Below are 14,499 nucleotides of genomic sequence, written 5' to 3' on the forward strand. Positions count from 1 at the left end.
TCGCCGAAAGAAATCGCCATGAAACTCATCTCGCTTGCCAGTTTATTGATCCTGGGATTGCTTCCGTCGCTGACAGCTGCGGAGCCTGAAAAACCCAACTTTGTCATCATCTTTACCGACGACCAAGGCTACGGCGATCTCGGTTGCTTTGGCGCCGACCACGTCCATACGCCGCGCATCGATCAGATGGCCGCCGAAGGGGCGCGGCTGACCAGCTTCTACGTCGCGGCTCCGGTTTGCACGCCTTCCCGAGCGGCGTTGATGACCGGTTGTTACCCGAAACGCATCAACATGGCCACAGGGTCCAACTTCGGCGTGTTGCTGGCCGCCGATCCCAAGGGTTTGCATCCTGACGAAATCACCATCGCCGAGGTGCTCCAGTCCGCCGGCTATGCGACGGGCATGTTTGGCAAGTGGCACCTGGGAGACCAGCCCGAGTTCCTGCCCACGCAACAGGGATTCGATGAATTCTTTGGCATCCCCTTCAGCCACGACATTCACCCCTACCATCCTCGCCAGGATCATTATGGATTCCCTCCGCTACCGCTGCTCGAGAACGACCAAGTCGTCGAGCTGGATCCGGATGCGGACTATCTGACCAAGCGAATCACGGAGCGTGCGGTGTCGTTCATCGAACGACATAAAGACGAACCGTTCTTCCTGTACGTCCCGCATCCGATTCCGCACGCCCCCCTGCACGTCTCACCGCCGTTCATTACAACCGTCGCGGGCGACGTCGCGGCGACGCTGGAAGCCGAGGACGGCAACATCGATTACCGCACTCGCGACAAGCTGTTTCCGCAGGCGATCGCCGAAATTGATTGGTCCGTTGGCCAAATCCTGGACGCCCTGAAGGAGAACGGCGTGGACGAAAATACCCTGGTCCTGTTCACCTCCGACAACGGCCCTCCGAAAAGAACGCTGTGCGCCAGCCCCGGCCCCTTGCGTGGGCATAAGGGCACGGCGTTGGAAGGCGGCATGCGCGAGCCCACCGTCGTCCGCTGGCCGGGCAAAATCCCCGCCGGCATGCCCAACGACCAGATGATGACGACGATGGATCTGTTGCCCACCTTCGCCAAGCTGGCCGGGGCAACGCTGCCCACCGATCGCGTGATCGACGGCAAGGACGTCTGGCCCACGCTCAGTGGCCAGGCGCCGACGCCGCACGAAACCTTCTTCTACCATCGCGGCAACACCCTGGCCGCGGTCCGCTCCGGTAAATGGAAGCTGCACGTCCATAGGGGCCGGCCGGCGCAGCTGTATGATCTTGAAAACGACATCGCCGAAAAGAAGAACCTTGCGAAATCACATCCGCAGGTCGTCAAACGACTGAAAGCCCACTTGGATGCCTTTGCAAAAGATATCGCCGAAAACAGCCGGCCCGCAGCCTTTGTCGAGAACCCGAAACCGCTTTCGAAATAATCGCGTTACAACCGCCTCCGGAGCCCAGCATGATGAGACCTCTCCTGTTCGCAGCCACCACCTTGATCGCGGCCGTCACCGCCGCGGAGGTGTCCCCAGTACACGCCGACGATGCGGAGTTTCCGACCGTCACGGTCACGCACTCCGCCCTCGAAGGCATCGGTGCCGAACCCGGCGTAATGCGCCGCGACCCCAGCGATGTGATCAAAGTCGGTGACCTGTACTACGTCTGGTACTCCAAAGGAAAGATCTCGCCGGGGTACGATGCAACCGTTTGGTACGCGACCTCGAAGGACGGGCATGTCTGGGCCGAGCAAGGCCGGGCACTGGGCAAAGGCGAACCGGGCAGCTGGGAAGGGGCGAGCGTGTTCACGCCCAACATCCTCGTCGCCGAGGGGCGCTACTGGCTGTTCTATACCGGCACCTCGCGCAAGTTCGGCAAGGGTTTCAATCCGGATTCTAAAATCGGCGTCGCCGTAGCCGATTCGCCCGATGGTCCTTGGACGCGGTTGGACTCCAACCCGGTGCTGACCAACAGTGATAACCGCGAGGATTTCGACAGCCACTTGGTCGACGATGCCTGCCTGATCGTCCGCGACGGAAAGTTCTGGCTGTACTACAAAGGCCGCCAACTGGGCAAAGGCCCCGGGCAGACGCAGATGGGATTGGCCGTCGCCGACCAGCCCCAGGGGCCCTATGTCAAACACCCATCCAATCCCGTCATCCCCGGCAACCACGAAGTGCTGGTCTGGCCCCAGGGCCCCGGCGTCGCGGCGATGATCGGCACCACCGGCCCCAAGGCAATCACCAACTCGATTCTCTACGCCGAAGATGGGCTGCAGTTTTCCAAAACACACAAAGTGATCGATGGGCCGTGGGCGGGTGGGACCTATCGTCCCGAGGCGTTCACCGATAGCGGCAAGGGCGAAATCCCCGAGTGGGGCGTCGAGATCGGTCGCAACAAGGGCAGACGCGGCGGCCTGCCCTTCATCCAGCGGTTTGACGTCCAGGCCGGCGGCTTTGCCGAAGACGTCGCCTTCATGCAGCAACACACCCCGATCGTTCTGCTGCAAGAAGGCGATGCCGCCGTTGCGCTAGCCCCCCAGTACCAGGGCCGGGTGATGACCAGCACGTTTGATCGTCAGAGCGGCCCCAGCTTCGGCTGGATCAACCGTCCCGTCATCGCGCAGGGCTTTCTCTCCGACGCGGAAAGACAGGGCAAGCTGGAAGAACATATTTATATCTTCGGCGGTGAAGAACGATTCTGGCTGGGCCCCGAAGGCGGACAGTATGCGCTGTTCTTCAAGCCCGGCACGAAGTTCGAATTTGCCGACTGGACCACTCCCCCGGCCATCGACACCGAAACCTATGAGGTCGTCGAGCAAACCGATTCGTCGGCAACTTTCCAGCATGCGACTCGCCTGACGAATCATAGCGGTACGCAATTCGACGTAGGCATCCAGCGGACGGTAAAACTGCTGGACGAACAGCAGGTTTCGCAGCTGTTGGACGTCGAACTGTCGCCGGAGCTGCATCTGGTGGCTTATGAAACGGACAACCGGATCACCAATACCGGCACCGATGCCTGGAAGCCGGACACCGGCTTGCTTTCGATCTGGATCCTGGGCATGTACAACCCCTCGCCCGAAACCACCGTCGTGATTCCCTTCAAAGCCGGCGACGAAGCCGCTCTCGGGCCGAAAGTCAACGACGCCTACTTCGGCAAAGTGCCGGCAGAATACTTGCAGGTCGCAGACGACAAACTCTTCTTCCGCGGCGACGGCACGCGGCGTGGCAAAATCGGTATTTCGCCTCGGCGGTCGCAAGGCATCGCCGGCAGTTACGACGCGGCCGGACAGGTCTTGAACATCGTCACCTACAACGTCCAGGACGCCCCGCATGGGTTTGTCAATTCCATGTGGGAAGTGCAGGACGAACCCTACGGCGGCGACGTGATCAACGCCTACAACGATGGCTCGCCCGAACCCGGACAACCACCGCTCGGCCCGTTCTACGAACTGGAAACATCTTCTCCGGCCGCCGCACTGCAGTCCGGCCAGGCGATGCAGCACGTCCAGCGGACCTTCCATATCCAAGGCTCCGAACAGCAACTCGCGCCGCTCGCCAAACAACTGCTGGGCGTGGATCTCCAGACCATCAAAGCGGCCTTTTAAATATAAGAACGGCCTTTTAAATATTAGATTGTCTCTCCCCTCTCCCCCGAATCCTGGCGAGCCTAAGCGAGTCAGGATTCGGGGGAGAGGGGCCGGGGGTGAGGGGGCACAGGGGCATGCACCGGAGCTTTCGTATCCGTATCCATACCGACCCGATCCGACCATCGGAGTCGCGTCGATAGCAGGCGGTGTGAGACCCGCGGCTCGGGGCTTGTTGTTTTGGGTGAGCCGCAAGGCCTAGCCGTAGGTCCCAGCGCCACGAACCGGCGGCTAGTGCCTTGCCGCTCACCATTAAATCCGCACTGTCGACTAAATCGACAGCCCGCTCGCGCCGTCGGCTCCGCCCCTCCAAAAAACTCTTGACGGCGTACAACCGTACGGCATACACTTCAAGTACAGTTGTACTGCAAACTTTCTGGTGTGGCGGGAAAGCGGAGATCAGATGGGCGAACGACCGGCTTTATCGAAGGGCGAGATGGAGGTGGCTCGGGTGCTGTGGGAAATCGGTCCGGCCGGCGTGCGGCAGGTCCACGAGACGCTTTCCGAGCAGCGTGAAATCGACTTTGCCACCGTGCAGACGTACCTGCGGCGGCTGGAACGAAAGGGCTATGCCAGCAGCCGCCGTGACGGGCGGGCTCGCATCTATTCGGCTCGAACCAAACCGCGGACCGTGATCCGCGAGACCGTCGATGAACTGGTCGAACGGCTGTTTGGTGGGGATACGATGCCGCTGGTGCGACACCTGATCGAAGATCGAGGTTTGCAAGCCGAGGACCTCGACGAGCTGCGTGAATTGATCGATCGCATGGAACAGGGGGAATGACCATGAGCTGGTTCAGTGAGGCGTTTTCCGAAAGCGGTGTCTTCTCCCTACTAGCGCAGCACCTTTGGCAAGTGTCGCTATTAGCTGCGATCGCGTGGGTGTTGGCTATGTGGTTGGGCGATCGTCGGCCGTATCTGACGTATGGCTTGTGGTTGCTGGTGCTGCTGAAATGCCTGATCCCACCGCTCGTCGCGGTTCCCTACGCACCGTTCTGTTGGCTGCAGACGACGACTCAACGCTCAAACGCGGTGGCCTCCGTCGACGATGTGTCAGCTGCAGCCAGCCCGCCGGTGTCTGCGTCTCCGGCAAAGGATGGTTCAACCAGCAAACCGCCGGCCCCGGCACCGCTGCCTCAGCCGGCCGCGTCGAAGTCTGCCCCCAGTACGGATTGGCATTCGTCCTTCGCCGCGTCGTCATCCTCCTCAGCTCGTGTCGCGCCGGCACCTGCCACGGCGAATCAAAACAACAGCCCAGGTTGCAACTGGCAAGCCCTCGTGGTGGCCCTGTGGCTGGGTGGCAGTTGCCTGGCACTGGTGATTGCGGCGGGGCGACTGCTCAGGTTCATGCGGCGGGCTCGCTCGTCCCGCGTGGAGCCTCAGGGCGAAACGGTCGAGGTTTTCGAGCGTTTGCGGGAGGAACTCGGCCGGCGATCCATGCGGCGGTGGCGACGCGCCCAGCTGTACGTCGTGGATGAGATGCTCGGGCCCGCGGTCGTTGGCCTCTGGCGACCGGTGGTGTTGCTGCCGCGAGTGTTGGAACGCGACTGCACGCCCCACGAACTGAGGATTCTGTTGGCCCATGAGTGGATGCACGTTCGCCGAGGCGATCTGTACGGAGCGATCGTGCACGCGCTGGCCGTGTGCCTGTGGTGGTTTCATCCGCTTGTCCGCTGGGCCGGACGGCGATTTGAACAGGCCACCGAACGTTGCTGCGATCAACAGACCGTCGCCAGCCTCGGCTGTACCCCCGCCGAATACGCGCGGGTGCTGCTAGGCGTGCTGGAACGAAAGTATCCGTTGCGTGTGGCTCCGGCGCTGCCGGGCGTGCGACCGATGCACTTAACCAAGCAGAGGATGGAGCAGATCATGCGTATGAAGCCCGAACGAGTGTCACGGCCCTGGTGGTCGCGTCTGGTGCTGTGGAGCGTTGGCCTGGCCGTCCTGCCGGGCGGAGCTTGGCTGGCAGCACAAGAGCAGCGGTCGACGGTCGGGCGGTTGTTGGAGAAGCAGCGGAAAAACACTCAGACCCCGGTTGGCGACGTGGCCGATGCCTTTTCTTCGCCGACGCTCGAGGACGCCGAACCGCCGGCCCTGCTGGTCCGACAATACGATGTCCGCGACCAAATCGCCAAGCTGGTTGCTGAACAAGACGTCGACCATTCCAAGGCACGGAGCATGTTGACCGTTGGACTACGCCAGTTGAACCGAACCGAGGTCGAGCCAGAAAGCGTCATCTTTCAGGGCGACGATCAGCTGGTCGTCAAAGCTTCGGAAAGCTTCCACCAGTGGCTGACAGACGAACTGGATCGCATCGCCGAGTTCGGCTACCAGCACCAGATCGCTATCACCACCCGTTTCGTCTCGCTGCCTGTCGCAAGGCTGGAAGGCATCGTCCTGGACTGGGATGCCAAGACGCGTACCGATTCCGGCCTGCCGGTGCTGACCGCAACCTTGTCGACCGAAGCGACCGCGCGGTTGCTGAACGAGTTCCAGCAGGACGCCCGCACGAATGTGTTAATGGCGCCCAAGGTCACCGTTTTCAATGGCCAGCAATTCCGGTTGACCGACACGACACAACGACCGTTCGTAGTCGGCGTTCGCGAGGCGTCCAAGAGTCGACAACAAGCATACACGCCGTCTGTCGACCGCCCTTCGCTGGCGCTTATGGAAGAAGGCATCCGCATGGAGGTGCGCCCGACCAACCGCGGGGACCACATCACCTGGGACGTTGTGTTCGAACGCAAGATGCTGCAAGACGTCGGCAACCTGACCTTCCAGCGACTCGGCGAGGCGGTCACGCTGCAAGTACCGCGAAGCACACGGGACGCCTTTACTACGTCCCTGCAGGCCTCACACACGGCCACGTTAGCTTTTGCCCTGCCGAGTCAGGACAGCACCGAATCGCTGCTGATGATCCTGTTGACGCCTGAACGCATTCAAACCGGCGAACCCCCGCGTCCGGCCCCGATCGCCGACGCCAATCCACCCGCTGCCACGCAAACAGAAGCCCATGCCATCGTCCCGCCAGCGATACTCCTGCCGTCCGACTACTACCAGCCGATGGAGTCGCCCGCCAGCGCTGACGTCCCGCATAAAAACAATGCTGGTGTCACCATGTTGCTGAAAGCCGATGGGCCCCCCATGGACGAAGCCGCCACGAAGGAGATCCGTGAGTTTCTTGCCGCATTCGTCGATACAACTCACGTCACTGGCAACTTCAAACACGAACTGCACGACAGCAAACTGGAACTCTCCGGAACCAATGTGGCCATCGCATTGGACGCGGTCAGCGATTGGCGTCTGTTTACCGCTCGCGGCGTGGTGACGTTTGCTCCCGCGAAAGAGCATCCCGATCAATTGTCGCTGCACGTTCGCGCCCACGCCGAACAGGTAATCGAGATGGATTTGATGGAGGGCATGCGAGCGGTGGGCACCGAAATGACCTACGACGAAGTGAACCTCGAATGGTCCGGCAACCCGGCCCGGCTTTTCTATGCCCCTGACAATGCCGCCGGCGAAGCCCAACGTATCCGCTACGGCGAAGGGCTGGAGTTGCAGGGTTCGGCTACCCTCACGATCGGTGAGACCACCTTACGAGCCGATCGGATCACAACGATCGATGAGGGCGATCAAGGCTGGTTGCGTTTGCAAGGCAACGTCCGCGTCCAGCGCCAACGCGAGGGCGACGACGAGCCGCTCGAACTAGAAGCCAGCGAGATGTACTTCGATCTGGAAACGCATGCCCTGCGGCTGTGATCGTCGCGCCAGCATGATCAACATGGTTGATTTTGACCCGCGGCCAGCATACAAGTCAGGCAGTACCGAAGGCGGGGCCGGTACGCTGCCGGACCTGCCTTCCGGTTCCTGACTGCTGATTCCCCAAACGGACGAACACCATGGCTGCGACGAATGGAATGCTGGATCCTGCGGACACCGTGATGCTGCTGATCGATCATCAGAGCGGATTGTTCAACACGGTGCGAGACGTGCCGATCCCGGACCTGCGTAATTACGTCATCGCGTTGGCGAAAACGGCCACGCTGCTAGACATCCCGGTCATCACCACGGCGTCGGTGCCCGATGGACCCAACGGTCCCCTGATCCCCGAGATCGACGAGCACGCACCCCATGCCCAGTACGTTCCTCGCACCGGGCAGATCAACGCCTGGGACAACCCACCCTTTGTCGAAGCGATCGAGAAAACCGGTCGCAAGACCTTGGTGATCGCGGGCACGCTGACCAGCGTCTGCATGGCCTTTCCCGCCGTCAGCGCCGTCGAAGCGGGCTACAAGGTCTACTGCGTGGTCGACGCCTCGGGCAACTGGAGCAAGATGGCCACGGACACCACGATCGCTCGTGTCGCCCAGGCTGGAGCGATTCCGACCGATACGTTTGCCATGGTGTCCGAGTTGATGCGGACCTGGAACCGCGCCGAAGGCTCGAAGTTCGCCGCGATTCTTTCCGAGCACGTGTGCCCCGAGTACAAGTGCCTGATCGAGAGTTTCGGAAAAGCCCAAAACGTCGTCGGCAAGGATCCCGAAACCAATCTCGACAAGTACCAGTAGGCTACTGCTTGATGCCCTCGAAGCTGACTTCGGCGTGCACTCGATCGCCCACCGGGCCGAGCATGGTTTTCATGCCGAAGTCGCTTCGCTTGAGCGTGAACGCGGCCGTGTAACCGGTTCGCTGCGTTCCTTCGGGATACTCTGCGGCCCGTCCGCCGCGCAGCTCGAAGGCCAGGGGGCGCGTCTGGCCGTGCAGCGTCACCTTGCCCGTGACCTGCAAGCCGTTGTTGGTCGGCTCGATGGACGTGCTACGAAACACCATCTCCGGATACTTTTCGGCATCGAAGAAGTCCGGCGAACGGAGGTGCTCGTCACGCTTGTCGATCTTGGTGTCGATACTGGCCACCTGGATCGTCATCTGGATCTCCGTCATCTTGCCGTCTTCATCCACGGCAAACTCGCCAGCCACATCATTAAACCGGCCATGCACCCAGGCGATGCCCAAGTGCTGGATCTTGAAGGTCACGCTGGTGTGAGCATTGTCGATCGCATACTGCCCCGGCGCCGCCGACGCCTGCGCGGACGGGGATCCACCGGTTTGAGCCTGCGAGACCAGCTGGGCGGCGGACAGGGTCAACAAGACGGCAAGGGCAACGAGTGACGTTTTCATGACGATCCTTTGGATAGGAGATGGGGAAACAAACAACGGCAGTGCGATCGCGGCGGGCTTAAGGTTTAATGAACGTTCCGTCGCCGAGCTCTTTCCAGGCTTGGTGCAATTCCTCTTGCGTGTTCATCACGATCGGTCCTCGCCAGGCCACGGGTTCTTTCAACGGCTCGCCCGAGGCCAACAGAAACCGCCCGCCCTCTTCGCCCGACTCGACGCGGATCGAGTCGCCTTGGTCGAACAACACCATGGATCGATTACCCGCGAACTCAGCCAGCGTCCGGCCGTGGTTCATCGGATCCTCGACCCGCACATCGCGCGGGTTCGAAGCGTCCTTAAACCTTACCGATCCGGCGAACACGTACGCAAACGCATGACGCGTGGTTTCGATCGGGATCGTGCGAACGGTGTTCGGCGGCAGGCTGATGTCCAGGTACCGCGGGTCGGCGGCGATGCCCTCGACGGGTCCTTGCCGGCCCCAGAAATCACCGCTCAAAATCCGCACGCTGGTGCCATCATCGTCGACGACCGTCGGGATGTCCTGGGCGCCGATGTCCTGGTAACGGGGGGCAGTCATTTTGTGTTTGGCCGGTAGGTTGGCCCACAACTGAAAACCGTGCATCCGTCCTTCGGCGTCCCCTTGGGGCATCTCCTGGTGCAGGATGCCGCTGCCGGCGGTCATCCACTGCAGGTCGCCGGCGCCCAGCGTGCCGCTGTTGCCGAGGCTGTCGGCGTGCTCGACCGTGCCGGCCAGCACGTAGGTGATCGTTTCGATCCCGCGATGGGGATGCCAGGGAAAGCCGTTGCGGTAGCGGCTGGGGTCGTCGTTGCGAAAGTCATCGAACAACAGGAACGGATCAAACGGCGTGGTCTCACCAAAACCGAAGCCACGATGCAAGTGGACTCCGGCGCCTTCGAGGTGCGCTCTGGCGGTGGTGATACGTATGGGGCTTCTCATCTTCGTTTCCTACTTTGGGAGCACAGCGTTCTGGTTGCCGACGCGACGGTCGCTGGCCGGGCGATAATCCGTTGCAACAGATAATCGCCCAAATGAAAACGGCCAGCCGCCGCCAAGATCAGGACCGAGTCGACACCGGCATTATATGTTGCAACAGGTAAATGGTCAAGACCCACGCCGCCGCGGTCTGCAGTCTCGATCAGGATGCGCTCCCCTCGAAACCGCTTGGCCGCAAACGCTGCCGCCGCAGCGAGGGATCGCGTGGCGGCGCCGGTTACCGGCGCGATTCCGGCAGGGCCTCGAGGATGCGGCTGATGGTTTCGTTCAGGTAGGGATAGACGTTGCCGGGGCTGGGGCCCATGCGGACGACCACCAGATCATAGGAAGGGATGACCAATGTGACCTGCCCCATAAAACCGGCGGACCAGTAGGCGTCTGCCGGTACACGGTCCATCCGGCCGTCGCGGTTGAGCCAGAACAACCCGCCGTAGTTTTCAGTGGGTTCCGCCGGGGCGGGCGTGGTGATGAAATCCACCCAACCTGCGGGCAGAATCCGCTCGCCCTGCCAGACTCCGTCTTGCAGGTGCAGCAGGCCGAACCGAATCCAATCCCGAGCCGAACCGTAGTCGTAACCGGAGAGAATAAAGTTCCCCCAGGCGTCGGTCTCCAGTACGTAATTGCGACAGCCGATACGATCGAACAGAGCTCGCTGGGGAAAGGTCAGGTAGTCTTCGCCTCGAGCTTCGACCGTGTCGCGAATGATCTTTCCCAGCGTCAGGGGATCACTGTTCAGGTAGCTGCAGCGGGTGCCGGGCGGGACGGCGGGCGGCTGGTTCACGGCGTGTTCAAAAACGTCCAGCGAATCGAAGTAGACCCGAAAATGTTCGTTTTTGGTGGTAAAGGCCGAGGGGCCGGAGATGCCGAGATTGGTGAAGTCCAGGCCGCTGCTCATCTGCAGCAGATCCTCGATGCGGATCTTGCGGCGAGGATCGTCGGCGGCCTGCCACTGGGCAATCGGTGCCGCCTGCTGTCGCTGGAGATGCCCTTGTTGGATCAACACGCCGATCAGGGCGGCCGTGATGCTTTTGCCCTGGGACCAACTGATCTGGGGCGTGTCTTTGTTCCAGCCCGGCGCGTAGCGTTCGCCTAGAATCTTGCCGCGGTAGGCCACGACGAAGGCTCGCGTATTCTGTTCGGTTTGCTGCATCGCCCAGTCGAGCGCCGCTTCGACGGCCCCGCGGTCCACGTCCTGGGGGAACGGTTCCGTAGCCATTCGGTCGCCCATCGGCCAGTCGACGGTGTCGGCGGCGGGCAGGTTGCGCGGTACGGGAACGGGCGTGAAGAACACGTCCTGCTGGCCGCGGGGCAGGATCGAAGTGCCCTGGTCGCCGGTGTATCGCGCCGTGCGTGCCGGCGCGCCCGGCGCGGTGACGGTGACCGTCTTGCGGTCCTCGTCGACCGCGTAGCGAAACTCCGGTTCCCAGCCGAAGTACACAAACGGCGCGATATCCTGAGCGACTACCTCATGGGCGGTTCGCGGCGTGGAGCGGCCCACGACCCACAGGCCGGAGGCGATATGGTGTGCGGCCATCGCCGCCCGGAACTCCCGGCTTTGCTGCGTCGCTGGATCAGTCGCCGCCGCCCGCTCCGCCGCCGAGGCCTGATCCGCCGCCGGGGCCTGCTGCTCCGCCGCCGGGGCCTGTTCCGCCGCCGGGGCCTGCTGTTGTTGCTGTTGCTGTTGCTGTGCCAGGGCCTGTCCGGTCGCCAACGGGAACGTCGAGCCGCCGAGGGCCAGAACAAGAAGCACAGGGACCACGGCAAGCGGTCGAGAGGAACCGTAAACGCGCATCGTAGGTAGCCTCGGGGGGAGGGAACGTAAGGTGGGAGAAACCGCGCGGTCACGACCGGTGCGGCAACGAATCCTAGGGTGGGACATCGCCCAGTGTACTCGCCGGCAGCGGCGTCTGGTGCAGCCCGCCTTATCGGTCCGGACACCGGCTAGGATTATTCTTCGCTCGCCCGTAAAATCGAGCCCTCGAACGGTTCGCCTGCAGGGGCGGAGTGTCTGATTAGAGCAACAAAACACTGGTAAAAAAGTCCCATGGCAGACAAACACAACCTCGATATCCGACGCGTCGCAATCCTCTTTGCCGGAGGCCCAGCCCCCGGAGCTAATGCGGTAATCTCCACCGCTGCGTTCTCGTTTCTGGAAGAGGGTGCCCAGGTATACGGGATCAAACACGGTTACAGCCGGCTGGCCGAATACACCGCCGCCGGGCCCCTGCAGGAAGGCAGCGACTACATCCGCTTCAGCCACGAGACGCTGACCCACGCGCGGACCAGCCGGGGCATCATGATCGGCACCGCGCGGACCAACCCCGGCAAACACGTCAGCGCTCCGGAGCACCTCGAAGACGCCGAACTGGTCGCGCCGCTGCGCCGCGTCTACGAAGGCCTCTGCTCGCTGGAGGTCGACGCGTTGATTTCGATCGGTGGCGACGACACGCTGAAGACCGCCAACAAGCTAAAGATGTTCCAGGACCGCCTGCCCGAAGGCGCCCGGCGTTTCCCGATCGTGCATCTGCCCAAAACCATCGACAACGATTACACCGGTATCGATTTCACCTTCGGCTACTTCACTGCCGTGGAAACGCTGGCCGAGGAAATTCGCAACTTGAATTTCGATGCCGCGGCGGGACGTTCCTACTTTATCTGCGAAGCGATGGGCCGCAGCGCCGGATGGTTGGCCTACGGGGCGGCGATCGCCGGCGAAGCCAGCATGGTGCTCAGCGTCGAAGATATCTCCGGGGCGTTGGCCGACGAAGAAATCATCAATTCCGAAAGCGGCGAGAAACGCAAAGTCATGGCCATCGATCGCGTGATCGATCGGATGGTCGACATGATGCTGGCTCGCGAGCGCGAAGGCCGCGAGTACGGCACGATCGTGATCGCCGAAGGACTGGCCGAGTTCCTGCCGTCCTCGCACCTCGAAGGCATCGATCGCGACGATCACGGGCACATCAATATCTCGTCCTTGCACCTGGGTTCGATGATGTCGGAGCTGGTGGCCAAACGCTACGCCGAACGCACCGGTCGCTCGCGCAAGATCAACGGCCTGCAGCTGGGCTACGAAGCCCGCTGTGCCGCCCCGATGGCCTTCGACGTGATCCTGGGCGCCCAGCTGGGTGTCGGGGCTTATCGCGCTTTGGTCGAAGAAAAGCTGAACGGTGTGATGGTTTCGGTCGAGCGTCAGTTCGATCTGAAGTTCGTGCCCTTTACCGACTTGGTCGACCCCGAAACCCTGGTCACCAACGTCCGCTTTATCAATCCCAAGAGCGACTTCCACCGCTTGGCTCGGTTCCTGGAAACCTGTGTCGATAGCTGAGGCTTGACTGCGATGTCCGATCTGCCCAACCCATCGCGGGACGCTGCGACGGCCGATTCCCTACCGCTGCCCGACGGGTACCGCTACGCCGGTGTGGCCTGTGGCCTGAAGGCCAGCGGCCGGGCGGATCTGTCGTTGATCGTCAGCGACCAGCCGGTGGTGGCCGCCGGGGTGTATACGACCAATCAAGTCGTCGCAGCGCCGGTCGTGTGGTGCCGCCGGCGCACACCGTCGGACCAGATTCGCGCCGTGGTGGTCAACAGTGGCAACGCCAACGCCTGCACCGGCCAGCAGGGCGAGCGAGATGCCCGGCAGATGGCCCAGTGGGCAGCCGAACAGATTGGCGCCGAGCCCGAAACGGTGTTGGTGATGAGCACCGGGGTGATCGGCCAGCATCTGCCGATGGAAAAGGTCCAGCAGGGCATCGCCGCGGCAGGAGGCCAGTTGCAGCGGTCGCCCGAAGCGTTCGCCCGTTCGGCCGACGCCATCCTGACGACCGACAAGTCGCGTAAAGTTGCGGCAAGGGAAGTCGTCGTCGAGGGCCGGACGTATCGGATTGCCGCGATGGCCAAAGGCGCCGGGATGATCTCGCCGAACATGGCCACGATGTTGGCCACCGTCCTGACCGACGCGCCGCTGCGCCCCGACGTGGCCCAGCAGCTGTTGCGAGCGGCCGCCGACGTCAGCTTTAATCGCGTCAGCGTCGACGGTCATACCAGCACCAACGATACGCTGTTGCTGTTGGCCCGAGCCGGCCAGACGCCGCTCGAGGGCGCCGCCCTCGAGACCTTCTCGGCCGCCCTGACGGAACTGTGCATCGAGCTGGCCCAGCAGCTGCCGGCCGACGGCGAGGGGGCCCAGCACGTGCTGCAGTTGACCGTCGCCGGAGCCGGCAGCGACCAGGACGCGGCCAAAATCGCCCGCGCCGTGGCCGCCAGCCCGCTGGTCAAAACGGCCGTAACCGGCGGCGATCCGAACTGGGGACGCGTGGTATCGGCCGCCGGCTATGCCGGCCCCAAGATCGATGTTGCCAAAACGTGTCTGGAAATCATCGATACGACCGTCTTTCGCGACGGCCAACCGGTGGCCTTCGACGCTGCCGCGCTGAGCGCCGCCATGAAAGCCGCGGCCGTGGTCCCGATGCGCTTGGTCGTCGGCTCCGGAGCTGGAGAAGCGACGTTCTGGGCCAGCGACTTGACCACCGAGTACGTCGAATTTAATTCGCTGTACACGACGTAGTTGTTAGTTGTTAGTTGTTAGTTGTTAGTTGTTAGTTGTTAGTTGTTAGTTGTTAGTTGTTAGTTGTTAGTTGTTAGTTGACTACTCGCCATCAACCATCAACCATC

10 protein-coding genes and 1 pseudogene are annotated in these 14,499 nt (G+C 62.2%); 8 read left to right on the forward strand and 3 right to left on the reverse strand.

Translation table 11 applies throughout. From position 1 onward, the window contains the following. The first annotated feature begins 18 nt into the window (after positions 1 to 18). The 6 genes and pseudogenes from GE027_RS07185 to GE027_RS07205 all read left to right on the forward strand — a co-directional run bounded on the left by GE027_RS07185 (position 19) and on the right by GE027_RS07205 (position 8,203). A complete protein-coding gene (locus GE027_RS07185; protein ID WP_153556511.1) occupies positions 19 to 1,422 on the forward strand; it encodes a sulfatase family protein in 1,404 nt (467 codons plus the stop codon). A gap of 32 nt (positions 1,423 to 1,454) precedes the next feature. Continuing rightward, a pseudogene (locus tag GE027_RS23025) lies at positions 1,455 to 2,429 on the forward strand (family 43 glycosylhydrolase); the annotation flags it as partial. Further along, positions 2,403 to 3,596, forward strand: coding sequence for a DUF6786 family protein (locus tag GE027_RS23030; RefSeq protein ID WP_202617350.1), 1,194 nt, complete (start codon positions 2,403 to 2,405; stop codon positions 3,594 to 3,596). The pseudogene GE027_RS23025 and the gene GE027_RS23030, both read left to right, overlap by 27 nt. A 442-nt stretch (positions 3,597 to 4,038) precedes the next feature. Further along, complete coding sequence (locus GE027_RS07195; protein ID WP_153556512.1) at positions 4,039 to 4,419, forward strand: BlaI/MecI/CopY family transcriptional regulator; 381 nt, start codon at positions 4,039 to 4,041, stop codon at positions 4,417 to 4,419. Positions 4,420 to 4,421: 2 nt separating this feature from the next. Next, positions 4,422 to 7,394: a M56 family metallopeptidase gene (locus tag GE027_RS07200; RefSeq protein WP_162006612.1), complete on the forward strand. Its 2,973-nt coding sequence runs from the start codon at positions 4,422 to 4,424 to the stop codon at positions 7,392 to 7,394. Positions 7,395 to 7,534: 140 nt separating this feature from the next. Beyond that, entirely contained in the window at positions 7,535 to 8,203 is a 669-nt protein-coding gene (locus GE027_RS07205) for a hydrolase (RefSeq protein ID WP_153556514.1), read from the forward strand. Position 8,204: 1 nt separating this feature from the next. Here GE027_RS07205 and GE027_RS07210 read toward each other — a convergent pair whose 3' ends face one another. The 3 genes from GE027_RS07210 to GE027_RS07220 form a co-directional block, all read right to left on the reverse strand. Beyond that, on the reverse strand, positions 8,205 to 8,813 hold the full coding sequence (locus tag GE027_RS07210; protein WP_153556515.1) for a YceI family protein: 609 nt from the start codon (positions 8,811 to 8,813) through the stop codon (positions 8,205 to 8,207). Between the two features lie 58 nt (positions 8,814 to 8,871). Continuing rightward, a complete protein-coding gene (locus GE027_RS07215; RefSeq protein WP_153556516.1) occupies positions 8,872 to 9,768 on the reverse strand; it encodes a pirin family protein in 897 nt (298 codons plus the stop codon). A gap of 274 nt (positions 9,769 to 10,042) precedes the next feature. Further along, positions 10,043 to 11,584, reverse strand: a complete 1,542-nt coding sequence (locus GE027_RS07220; protein WP_153556517.1) for a serine hydrolase domain-containing protein — start codon at positions 11,582 to 11,584, stop codon at positions 10,043 to 10,045. A 285-nt stretch (positions 11,585 to 11,869) separates the two neighbouring features. Here GE027_RS07220 and GE027_RS07225 point away from each other — a divergent pair, with 285 nt between their 5' ends. Together GE027_RS07225 and argJ are read left to right on the forward strand one after the other, a co-directional pair. Then, entirely contained in the window at positions 11,870 to 13,153 is a 1,284-nt protein-coding gene (locus tag GE027_RS07225; protein ID WP_153556518.1) for a 6-phosphofructokinase, read from the forward strand. Positions 13,154 to 13,165: 12 nt separating this feature from the next. Then, positions 13,166 to 14,392: a bifunctional glutamate N-acetyltransferase/amino-acid acetyltransferase ArgJ gene (gene argJ, locus GE027_RS07230; protein WP_153556519.1), complete on the forward strand. Its 1,227-nt coding sequence runs from the start codon at positions 13,166 to 13,168 to the stop codon at positions 14,390 to 14,392. Positions 14,393 to 14,499: the final 107 nt, after the last annotated feature.

This window comes from Roseimaritima sediminicola, from assembly GCF_009618275.1.
In the GTDB taxonomy this organism is placed as follows: domain Bacteria; phylum Planctomycetota; class Planctomycetia; order Pirellulales; family Pirellulaceae; genus Roseimaritima; species Roseimaritima sediminicola.

Bases quoted from the DNA above. Each gene is read 5' to 3' on its own strand.
- GE027_RS07210 (WP_153556515.1), bottom strand. From the start codon at position 8,813: ATGAAAACGTCACTCGTTGCCCTTGCCGTCTTGTTGACCCTGTCCGCC.
- GE027_RS07225 (WP_153556518.1), top strand. From the start codon at position 11,870: ATGGCAGACAAACACAACCTCGATATCCGACGCGTCGCAATCCTCTTT.
- argJ (WP_153556519.1), top strand. From the start codon at position 13,166: ATGTCCGATCTGCCCAACCCATCGCGGGACGCTGCGACGGCCGATTCC.
- GE027_RS07205 (WP_153556514.1), top strand. From the start codon at position 7,535: ATGGCTGCGACGAATGGAATGCTGGATCCTGCGGACACCGTGATGCTG.
- GE027_RS07215 (WP_153556516.1), bottom strand. From the start codon at position 9,768: ATGAGAAGCCCCATACGTATCACCACCGCCAGAGCGCACCTCGAAGGC.
- GE027_RS07195 (WP_153556512.1), top strand. From the start codon at position 4,039: ATGGGCGAACGACCGGCTTTATCGAAGGGCGAGATGGAGGTGGCTCGG.
- GE027_RS07185 (WP_153556511.1), top strand. From the start codon at position 19: ATGAAACTCATCTCGCTTGCCAGTTTATTGATCCTGGGATTGCTTCCG.
- GE027_RS07200 (WP_162006612.1), top strand. From the start codon at position 4,422: ATGAGCTGGTTCAGTGAGGCGTTTTCCGAAAGCGGTGTCTTCTCCCTA.